The organism is Limnobacter olei (assembly GCF_029087225.1).
GTDB lineage: Bacteria > Pseudomonadota > Gammaproteobacteria > Burkholderiales > Burkholderiaceae_B > Limnobacter > Limnobacter olei.
In genome coordinates this window covers 1-6,294 of sequence record NZ_JARFJD010000047.1, presented here as the reverse complement: position 1 = coordinate 6,294, position 6,294 = coordinate 1, and the positions used below count along the sequence as shown (strand labels likewise).

Below are 6,294 nucleotides of genomic sequence, written 5' to 3'. Positions count from 1 at the left end.
GGTTTGCTGGGGGCTTACCATCAATGCTGCTAATTCCCTGATTGACATCAATCACTTTGTTTCCTGTTTGATACTCTGAGATAAACAAGATCGAATGATGCAAAAGGGGACTATTTAAATACTGAGGGAACAAATGGCAGTAGATTTGAGCATAGAAACCGCTCTGCTCCTAGAGCGCTGGCAAGGCATTGTAAACTCGATGGCTCAAGTCGCGGAAGTGCCTTGTGTGCTGATTAATCGATTAGATAAAAACGAAATTTGTCAGGCTGTTGGCAGTGTGTCAGTACCAACTTTTTATTGCGGTGAACCTGTTCCATTGGCACTTAACACTTATTGTTCCCAAGTCATTTCCAGTAACCAGCCATTACTAGTTGAAAATGCAATCGGTACCCGATATGAGAACAATAACCCAACATTTGCAGCAGGCTTTAGTTATTACTATGGCCTGCCATTGCTTTGGCCTAGCGGAAAAACTTTCGGTACTTTGTGTATGTTGGACTTTGCAAGCCCAGATCGGTCATCACAACACTGTTCCTTACTCACACTTTTTAAGCAGGCGATTGAATACGATTTACAGATGCTTCAACAACAGCAAGATCTGCTAAAGCGTGAGCAACAAGCAGACAAAAAATTTATACAACTATTCAATGAGATGTCAAATAGGATAAGACCGGTAACTAATAATAAGTTGCTTCAATCTGAGTTGTTTGTACTTTTGACAAGCCAATACCAATACTGGCATCAGGAACTGGAGAAGCAGCTTAATCAAACCGTCCTGACTGATGAAAACTCCATTCATATAGCGGCACTGGTTCGAATTTGGTCAAATTTGTTGGCGATTGCCCATGAAACAGAATGGTTGAGAGCTACGGCAGTTCTAGAACCTTATAGTTGTGATGCTGTTGCGTCACTGGTCAATGCAACTCCATTATTAGAACAAGCAGTGTATAAAACAGCTCTGACCCTTGGTGCTGATCTCGTTTTGAGGAGTCATTTGCCTAATCCACTGTTACTAAGTGGGAAACCAGAGTTATGGTCTCTGATAGGACTAGCTATCACGAGCTTTTTAGTTGTTGGCGCCAGCGGTACAAGTATAACTATTTTTGTCAGTAACCGATTAAAAGGTAAGTACAGAGTTTTGGAATGGTCCCTTCTTGTAAAAGGCCAGACGATGCCGCTGCGTTTTACCCGCGATAATCAAGCGCTTTATGGTTTTGCAACAGTATGTGCCGAGTTAGCGGGTGCTGTTCTTGAATCTGGTGAGTGGCAATTAACTGAGAGTCTTCAGCAACAGAGTAGTTATCTCAACTCAAATCGTGATCACGTTGACGACATTGAAAGCAGGAATGCTTCAAGAACTGCTAATGGCATAACCAGGCTTATCTGCTTATCGATACCGGTGATGGGAGACGATTTATAAACACTCAGCGATGATCAGCGAAGTTGTGTTTTAGTTTTCTTGTTGGCACTACATCCGGTATGGCGGCCTTTAATCTGAGAGTGACACTTGGGATAATTGAAAAACTGGCTGTGATTCTGCTGAACGGAGCTTGGTGCTAAGCATGTTGGCGTCATTCAAAGCAAGGTCAACACTGCTATTAACGTTTACGATTATCTGACGGACGTGCTGCTGCGCGTCAACCAACATCCAGTAAGCAAGGTACATGAACTAATGCCGAAGTTACGGAAAGCTCAGTTCGAAAGCGCATTACAGCGTTCAGCTCTATTTAGCAATCCCGATGCTTCGGTAAAATAAGCCACGGAAAATGCTCCGGAGGCCGCATGAACACTAAATAGATGACGTTAGACGAAGAGTTGGATTTAAACGAGCAAATTATAGAGCCTGCGACCGGAAAAGCCAAAAGTTTATAAATACAGCTAAAACTCAAATCAAGCAGGCGAATATTGTACAAAACAATACCATTGCTACAGAGATAACTTCAAGTCTGACAGATCTATGCTAGAGTTAAATCAACGATTTAATTCATTTTTCTATGCAGGATCTTTGAAAAATGCAGTAGAAAAACGGAGAAGTACATGACCTTTAGTTTAGCTCAAACAGCTAGTGCAGAAACCACACTAAAAGCACCTGCTGAAGCAGATCAGAACCTGCGGGATATCACTGAACTGGCGTGTTATATCTGTGATGCACCAGTGGCTATGGTGACGCGAACCGATGACACAAAGCTGAATCTAATTGCAAAAGTTGGTATTTCGCGTACCTCTGTATTAATTAAAGAGTCCTTTTGCGTGTATGCAATGGAAACACCTGATGCGGTAATGGTGGTCCCTGACGCTACTTTAGATCACAGATTCAGTACCAATGCTATGGTGATTTCAGGACCTGGCTACCGATTTTATGCTGGCTCGCCGCTGATTGATCCCGAAGGTGCAGTGATTGGTACTATTTGTGTCTATGATCATGTTCCTAAGCAGCTGAACCAGCGGCAGATAAGCTCTTTGCAGGCTCTGTCCAGACAAGTGATCGCCATACTGGAGCTGAAAAAAGTCGGCGAACAATTACATAATACCAGCATGACGGATGCGCTGACAGGGGTGAACAACAGAAGAGCTTTTGACCTCAAGTTTGAAGCTGAATTTGCTCGCTGGCAAAGAACAGGACAATCTTTTGTACTGGCATTGATTGATATTGATCACTTTAAGAGTTTTAACGACAGCTATGGTCATGCCGCAGGAGATGAGGCACTGAGTCAAGTCGCGGCTCTGTTTCAGCGCCATAGCAGGAACTATGACTTTTTCGCCCGTTATGGTGGTGAAGAGTTTGTGCTGATCCTGCCAGGCACAGACACAGCGTCCGCAAATAAAACACTGGAAAAGTTAAGGCTGGTAGTGGCTAACCATGAGTGGTTATTACGACAATTAACGGTCAGCATAGGTTTGGCCAGCGCTGATTTATTTGACGACAAAAAGCAGTTGCTAGAAGTCGCCGATCAGATGTTATACAAAGCTAAAACCCAAGGCCGCAATCAAACCAGTGTGTTCGCCACACTGTAAGAGATCTGTTCATGCTGCGCTGATCTCAAGACCTCATAAAAACTGATGTCTTGCTTCGGTCGATAAGCTGGTCTGATATTGGCATTATGTATTCCTTTCAAATACATGGGTAATGCGACTTACACAGATTTTTTATGCTCTCTTGGACTCCATGTGAAGGAGATCGTCACATTCTTTACATATAGAAAATAGAGTTCTTTAGCCAGCTGCAATTTCAGATTAACCGATTCGGTAAGCTTTCTGCATTTCCGGAGACAACTTTTTTAGCCAGCTCGAGAGACTGAAGCCTTTTCTATCTGTACTATTTAATTTAGTAAAATACAGATGTTCATCCCAGCGAGGACCGAAATCTACTTCTGCAAGACTTACAAGCTGTTTGTTTCTGCGAAGACGATGCTTTTGATGGTAATCTTCGGCGGGCCAAAAATAACCATTTTGTTCTCCGGCCTCAATCACCTCGGGTGACTTATCCTTTCCAATTGCTTGGATAAGTTCTTCAACCACTTTTTTTTGCTCCCGATCAAAAACAAAAAGTATCTGGCGATACTGACCCTGCTTTCTCCCATGAACAAACCATGATTCAAAACTTCCAAGAAGTTCCCTATAGCTGATTTGGTTTTTATCGTAGATCACTCTGACGACTTCGGCGTGTCCGTTGATGTTGCGGTAACCCGGATCCAGAGTTGATGCTCCAGCGTAGCCAACACGTGTTTGCACTACTCCCTGCGTCCCTCCAAAATTAGAATCCGGCCCCCAAAAGCAACCCATGCCGAAAACCGTTTGACTAAGCTTCCCGATTTTCAATGCTTCTTCGATTGCTTCAGGGGTTGCAAATTCATAGCTTTCAGCACCGTCCTCTTTATTCATTTTTAGATCCGACATATTTTTCACCTAACTTTCAAAAATTGAAGCCACTCCCATTCCTCACGCCGTGCAAACGACGATAAGACCACGTTTTCCAACACCAGCTTGATGAAGTATCTTTGCTAAAACTCCGCAGCATGTTTCTTGGTAACACAACTGCGGAAAATTGCTGTAATCATTGATCTTACTGCTTATTAAGTTATTAATAATTCTGAAAAAACTCATTATTTCATTGAAGCTTCCAACCACCTGTCAAGGTCCTTGAACTTGGGGTTTCTCAGCTTCTTTGTCCCAACCACTATTGTCGGGAAATTCAGCTTTCCGTTCGAATAGAGGGAGCACAGTTCATCAGCAGCCGCGTCGTCTTCATGAACATCCAAAAAAACAAACTGGCTCCCTTTTTCTTGCAAGTACGAATGGTAAATCTTGGTTTTATGGCAGTCTTTATGACCGAACAGCTTAATCAACACGAACGGCTCCTTTTTTCAAAAGGTTCACTTTCATAAACCCCCTCGATTTAAAAATTATTCTACAAACTTCAATGACTCCGAGTTAATACAGAATCGGACCCCTGATGGCTCAGGACCGTCTGGAAAAGCGTGCCCCAGATGGGCTTCGCACACATTGCATAGCACTTCGATTCTGCGCCCGAAGGTCGTATCCAGTTCATATTGAATTACGTTGTCTGCGACTGGCTCAGAAAAACTCGGCCATCCCGTTCCCGAATCGAACTTTAGGTTCGAGTCAAAGAGTTCGGTGTCGCAGCCCACACAGGCGTACCTTCCAGCTTCATAAAATGAACAGAGTTCTCCGGTGTGCGCGCGTTCGGTGCCTTTCATCCGCATGACCCGAAATTGCGCTGGCGTCAGAATTTCTTTCCACTCTTCCTCGCTCTTTTCTACTTTTTTGGGAGGCGCGGGAGTGCCGTTATCCAGGTAGTTGTAAATGCTTTTCCAATTGAACATATATTTGCTCCTTTATTTTAGGGTTCACTCTTTAGCTATCAATCCACGAGAAGAAGTCTGTAGCACTACCAATGAATTCTCCATCCACAAAAACTTGCGGTACAGTTTGGAGATTTGTTCTTTCCTTCAACTCCAGGTAAGTCTTCGGATCGTCGTCTACGCGAATTTGTTTGAAGTCGACCTTTTCAGCAGTTAGGTAATTCTTCACGCGTGCGCAAAATGGACAATGGTCTTTCGTATAAATAACAACATTCTTAAGTGCTTTCATTTTTTCCTCGTTCATTTGGTTCATGATTTAGTCTCTTTCAAAATGGCAAGAGTATCCGCTGGGATTCCTCTGCAAATAGTTTTGGTGATATGCCTCAGCGTCGTAGAATTCTTTTTCCAGGGTGACGGTCGTGACCACTTCATTCTCGAAGCGACCGATCTCATTGACCTCATCAATCACGTTTTCGATAATCGCTTTCTGTGCATCGTCACGATAGAACGCTGCCGAGCGATACGAAGTGCCAACATCATTTCCTTGGCGATTCTTCGTAGTCGGATCATGGATTTTGAAAAAGTAATGTAGAATCTCTTCGAGAGATATTTCGTCTTGGTCGTATTCCACGCGAACAGCTTCGGCGTGACCCGTTTTACCTGTTATAATATCGGCGTAGGTAGGATCATCAAAATCTCCGCCAGAGTAGCCCACCTTCGTTGACGTCACACCGTCCAGACTCCTAAGGAGGTCTTCGAGACCCCAAAAACACCCTCCGGCAACGATCACATAATCTAGTTTCATAAAGCCTCCTTAGTTTTCATCCACTTCGGTAATTTTCAACCCAGTTGTCCGTTTTACTACGCTTAAGCAGCCGATTTATTCAGCTCGATTTCCTGCAATTTGCCGGGGTTGAGCGACACCGCTCCCACCGGTTCCCAGTTCCGGGTTGCCCTGGACCAGCGCCGAGGGTTCCGACGTTTGGCTGCCTCATACACCCACTTACGATGCTGTAATTGCTCCATATCTTTGCCAGCATGGCGAACACTTGGGGTGACGAAGTTGATGCCACTATGCAAGTGCTGGCTGTTGTATCCCCGCTCAAAGGCCAGCATCCAGTCACGCACATCAGCCAGTGATGCAAACCCCTTTGACGGCCAGGCCGGGCAGTACTTCAGTGTCCGGAACAGCGATTCAGAATACGGGTTGTCATTGCTGACACGAGGCCTGCTGTGCGACATCGGCATACCCAGCTCTGCCAGCCGTGAACGCAGCGTATGCGACGTCATCGGTGCGCCATTGTCCGAGTGCAGAACCGGTGGTTTGTGCCAGCAGCCTTCGCGTAATAGCGCGCGCTCGATGAGCTGCTTTGCCAGCAGGCCGGACTCAGCATCATGTACTTCCCAAGCCACAATCTTGCGGCTGTAAATGTCCAGCACCAGGTACAGATTGTTGATTTGCACCCAAATT

Annotated in this window: 8 protein-coding genes and 1 pseudogene; 3 read left to right on the top strand and 6 right to left on the bottom strand. The window is 44.8% G+C overall.

Going from position 1 to position 6,294, the window contains the following annotated elements; all coding sequences use genetic code 11:
• Window positions 1–133: 133 nt before the first annotated feature.
• From PY990_RS16190 to PY990_RS16180, 3 genes and pseudogenes are all read left to right on the top strand, one after another.
• A complete protein-coding gene (locus PY990_RS16190; protein WP_275272477.1) occupies window positions 134–1,420 on the top strand; it encodes a GAF domain-containing protein in 1,287 nt (428 codons plus the stop codon).
• Between the two features lie 123 nt (window positions 1,421–1,543).
• A pseudogene (locus PY990_RS16185) lies at window positions 1,544–1,756 on the top strand (transposase domain-containing protein); the annotation flags it as partial.
• Window positions 1,757–2,037: 281 nt separating this feature from the next.
• Complete coding sequence (locus tag PY990_RS16180; RefSeq protein WP_002119794.1) at window positions 2,038–3,015, top strand: sensor domain-containing diguanylate cyclase; 978 nt, start codon at window positions 2,038–2,040, stop codon at window positions 3,013–3,015.
• Between the two features lie 219 nt (window positions 3,016–3,234).
• On the opposite strand, the gene PY990_RS16175 is transcribed toward PY990_RS16180, so the two are convergent.
• The 6 genes from PY990_RS16175 to PY990_RS16150 form a co-directional block, all read right to left on the bottom strand.
• Complete coding sequence (locus PY990_RS16175) at window positions 3,235–3,882, bottom strand: peptide-methionine (S)-S-oxide reductase (protein WP_275272476.1); 648 nt, start codon at window positions 3,880–3,882, stop codon at window positions 3,235–3,237.
• A 221-nt stretch (window positions 3,883–4,103) separates the two neighbouring features.
• Entirely contained in the window at window positions 4,104–4,349 is a 246-nt protein-coding gene (locus PY990_RS16170; RefSeq protein ID WP_011711656.1) for a glutaredoxin family protein, read from the bottom strand.
• A 54-nt stretch (window positions 4,350–4,403) separates the two neighbouring features.
• A complete protein-coding gene (gene msrB / locus PY990_RS16165; protein ID WP_005403705.1) occupies window positions 4,404–4,844 on the bottom strand; it encodes a peptide-methionine (R)-S-oxide reductase MsrB in 441 nt (146 codons plus the stop codon).
• A gap of 31 nt (window positions 4,845–4,875) precedes the next feature.
• Window positions 4,876–5,136 (bottom strand): glutaredoxin, encoded by a 261-nt coding sequence (locus tag PY990_RS16160; RefSeq protein WP_005403706.1) that lies wholly within the window; start codon window positions 5,134–5,136, stop codon window positions 4,876–4,878.
• A 3-nt stretch (window positions 5,137–5,139) separates the two neighbouring features.
• On the bottom strand, window positions 5,140–5,628 hold the full coding sequence (gene msrA / locus PY990_RS16155) for a peptide-methionine (S)-S-oxide reductase MsrA (protein WP_069785042.1): 489 nt from the start codon (window positions 5,626–5,628) through the stop codon (window positions 5,140–5,142).
• 62 nt (window positions 5,629–5,690) lie between these two features.
• The coding region (locus PY990_RS16150; protein ID WP_275272475.1) for a DDE-type integrase/transposase/recombinase at window positions 5,691–6,294 on the bottom strand (604 nt) is incomplete at its 5' end.

Excerpts from the sequence above, each read along its gene's own strand:
- PY990_RS16190 (WP_275272477.1), top strand. The coding sequence starts at position 134 with ATGGCAGTAGATTTGAGCATAGAAACCGCTCTGCTCCTAGAGCGCTGG.
- PY990_RS16180 (WP_002119794.1), top strand. The coding sequence starts at position 2,038 with ATGACCTTTAGTTTAGCTCAAACAGCTAGTGCAGAAACCACACTAAAA.
- PY990_RS16175 (WP_275272476.1), bottom strand. The coding sequence starts at position 3,882 with ATGAATAAAGAGGACGGTGCTGAAAGCTATGAATTTGCAACCCCTGAA.
- msrB (WP_005403705.1), bottom strand. The coding sequence starts at position 4,844 with ATGTTCAATTGGAAAAGCATTTACAACTACCTGGATAACGGCACTCCC.
- PY990_RS16160 (WP_005403706.1), bottom strand. The coding sequence starts at position 5,136 with ATGAACCAAATGAACGAGGAAAAAATGAAAGCACTTAAGAATGTTGTT.
- msrA (WP_069785042.1), bottom strand. The coding sequence starts at position 5,628 with ATGAAACTAGATTATGTGATCGTTGCCGGAGGGTGTTTTTGGGGTCTC.